This is a genomic window from Dysgonomonas sp. BGC7 (genome assembly GCF_001261735.1).
Lineage (GTDB): Bacteria > Bacteroidota > Bacteroidia > Bacteroidales > Dysgonomonadaceae > Dysgonomonas.
On sequence record NZ_CVRP01000024.1, the window covers coordinates 1 to 3,582 of the forward strand.

1 tRNA gene and 2 rRNA genes are annotated in these 3,582 nt (G+C 46.5%); all 3 read right to left on the reverse strand.

Going from position 1 to position 3,582, the window contains the following annotated elements:
- Positions 1-194 precede the first annotated feature (194 nt).
- Positions 195-305 (reverse strand): 5S ribosomal RNA (gene rrf / locus BGC7_RS17095).
- 195 nt (positions 306-500) lie between these two features.
- Positions 501-3,381: ribosomal RNA gene (locus BGC7_RS17100) — 23S ribosomal RNA — on the reverse strand.
- Between the two features lie 127 nt (positions 3,382-3,508).
- Positions 3,509-3,582 (reverse strand) — tRNA-Ala (locus tag BGC7_RS17105).

Consider the following 3,582-nt stretch of genomic DNA (forward strand, 5'->3'; position numbering starts at 1 on the left):
TTTGAGTGATTCCGGTTTTTGTTATCAAGATGCTGCAGAAGGAGGAAGTCTCTTTATATCTCATCATACAGTTCACATTTGAGCATGTGTGGGATGTGTAGTAGAAGAATAGAAGAGTAGATAAGTGAGGGATGTGTCTATGTCTAAACACAAAAAAGGTCCGTATATTACTATACGAACCTTCTCTGACTTTAAAACGGCGGTAACCTACTCTCCCACTTTGACGCAGTACCATCGGCACTTCCGGGCTTAACTTCTCTGTTCGGAATGGGAAGAGGTGGAGCCCCGGTGTTATAACCACCTGAATGCTTCTCTCAGTAAACAGTCAGCAGCAATCCGGACAGTTCTGGACTGTCAATCATCTTGCAAAACTGTCAACCGGTATATGTTGACTTGATGTAAAAGAGTAAGTAATGTTTCTGATAGTTAATAATGTAGCAAACCTCTGTTTGTTGATAGCCTTTTTATATTATTATAATAAAATAATAAATAGAAAAAGGCTCTGAAAGCTTCCGGGCAATTAGTACTACTCGGCTATGACATTACTGCCTTTACACCTGTAGCCTATCAAGGTCGTAGTCTACAACCACCCTTAATGGATATCTTATCTTGAAGCCGGCTTCGTACTTAGATGCTTTCAGCACTTATCCGATCCAGACTTAGCTACCCAGCGATGCTCCTGGCGGAACAACTGGTGAACCAGGGGTCTGTCCAACACGGTCCTCTCGTACTAGTGTCAGATCTCCGCAAATATCCCGCGCCCACGATAGATAGAGACCGAACTGTCTCACGACGTTCTGAACCCAGCTCGCGTGCCACTTTAATGGGCGAACAGCCCAACCCTTGGGACCTGCTCCAGCCCCAGGATGTGACGAGCCGACATCGAGGTGCCAAACCATTCCGTCGATATGAGCTCTTGGGAATGATCAGCCTGTTATCCCCGGAGTACCTTTTATCCTTTGAGCGATGGCCATTCCATACTGAAACCACCGGATCACTATGCTCTAGTTTCCTACCTGATCGACTTGTAGGTCTCTCAGTCAAGCGTGCTTATACCATTACACTCTACGAACGGTTACCAATCGTCCTGAGCACACCTTTAGAAGCCTCCGTTACTCTTTTGGAGGCGACCACCCCAGTCAAACTACCCACCATACAGTGTCCTCGCTTTAGCGAGTTAGAATTCAAACAATTAAAGGGCCGTATTTCAAGGTTGGCTCCACAAATACTAGCGTACCTGCTTCATAGCCTCCGGCCTATCCTACACATCAAGTGCCCAAATTCAATGTAAAGCTATAGTAAAGGTTCACGGGGTCTTTTCGTCCCATCGCGGGTAATCGGCATCTTCACCGATACTACAATTTCACCGAGATCACAGTTGAGACAGTAAGAAGATCATTACACCATTCGTGCAGGTCGGAACTTACCCGACAAGGAATTTCGCTACCTTAGGACCGTTATAGTTACGGCCGCCGTTTACTGGGGCTTCAATTCAATGCTTCTCTTGCGATGACATCTCCTCTTAACCTTCCAGCACCGGGCAGGTGTCAGACTATATACATCTAATTTCTTATTAGCATAGCCATGTGTTTTTGATAAACAGTTGCCTTCTTCTATTCTCTGCGACCGCCATTGCTGACGGTACCCTTTATCCCGAAGTTACAGGGTCATTTTGCCTAATTCCTTAACTGTGAATCGCTCGAGCGCCTTAGTATTTTCAACCCGACTACGTGTGTCCGTTTGTGGTACGGATGCTTTAAGGATAAGTTTAGCGGGTTTTCTTGGCAGTCGGCTTACCTGTATATCTACGCACCTAAAGGTTTGTAGTACTTTCAGTTTCAACTCTCGGGGCGGATTTGCCTACCCCGATCTACGTTTACCTCCTTTAACCGTGAAATCCGTATCACGGCAACAGTGTCACTCCTGCGTCACCACATCACTCCTTAAAACAGTACCGGAATATTAACCGGTTCGTCCATCGGCATTGCCGTTCGGCTTAGCCTTAGGGCCCGACTTACCCTGATCCGATTAGCGTTGATCAGGAAACCTTAGTCTTTCGGCGAGGGGGTTTCTCACCCCCTTTATCGTTACTTATACCTACATTTGCTTTTCTGCATGCTCCAGCATTCATTACCAAACGCCTTCTACGCTATACAGAATGCTCCCCTACCGATAATATTTATCCCATAGCTTCGGTAACATGTTTGATGCCCGATTATTATCCACGCACGACCACTCGACTAGTGAGCTGTTACGCACTCTTTAAATGAATGGCTGCTTCCAAGCCAACATCCTAGCTGTCTTAGTAGTCATACTTCGTTAATTCAACTTAACATGTATTTGGGGACCTTAGCTGATGGTCTGGGTTCTTTCCCTCTCGGACATGGACCTTAGCACCCATGCCCTCACTCCCGGTATTAACTTATGCCCATTCGGAGTTTATCTGGACTTGATAGGCGGCGAAGCCCTCGCATCCAATCAGTAGCTCTACCTGACATAAGTAATTCGCCGAGGCTGCACCTAAATGCATTTCGGGGAGTACGAGCTATCTCCAAGTTTGATTAGCCTTTCACCCCTACCCTCAGGTCATCCGAAAACTTTTCAACGTTTACCGGTTCGGTCCTCCAGTTGGTGTTACCCAACCTTCAACCTGCCCAAGGGTAGATCACTTGGTTTCGCGTCTACTACCACTGACTAGCCGCCCTGTTAAGACTTGCTTTCGCTTCGGCTCGGAACGTATTCGTTCTTAACCTTGCCAGTGACAGTAACTCGTAGGTTCATTATGCAAAAGGCACGCCGTCACGCCGTAGCGCTCCGACCGCTTGTAGGCACATGGTTTCAGGGTCTATTTCACTCCTCTGTTCGAGGTGCTTTTCACCTTTCCCTCACGGTACTGGTTCACTATCGGTCTCTCAGGAGTATTTAGCCTTACCGGATGGTCCCGGCAGATTCACACAGGATTTCTCGTGTCCCGCGCTACTCAGGATACTGCTAGGCTTGGTTATTGATTCGTGTACAGGATTATCACCTTCTACGATCGTTCTTTCCAAAACGTTCCACTTCAATAACGTCGTGCCACAACGCAGTCCTACAACCCCTGTATTGCCTAAACAATACAGGTTTGGGCTTTTCCCATTTCGCTCGCCACTACTTTGGGAATCATTATTATTTTCTTTTCCTACGGGTACTTAGATGTTTCAGTTCCCCGCGTTAGCTCACTACATAAGTAGTGTAACAGGCTCTTCGCCTGATGGGTTGCCCCATTCGGAAATCAACGGATTAAAGGTCATTTGCACCTCCCCGTTGCTTATCGCAGCTTATCACGTCCTTCATCGCCTCTGAGAGCCAAGGCATCCCCCATGTGCCCTTAATTACTTTCTTTATCTATCCGATTGTATGAAACAATCGGAAGGGTTTGATAGATTATTATTAATCTAACTTTTACTTGCTCTTTTTTTACATCATGTCAAAGATCGTCTGTCATTCTTAATAAATTAAGAAGACTCTGTGGAGAATAACGGATTCGAACCGTTGACCCCCTGCGTGCAAGGCAGGTGCTCTAGCCAGCTGAGCTAATCCCCC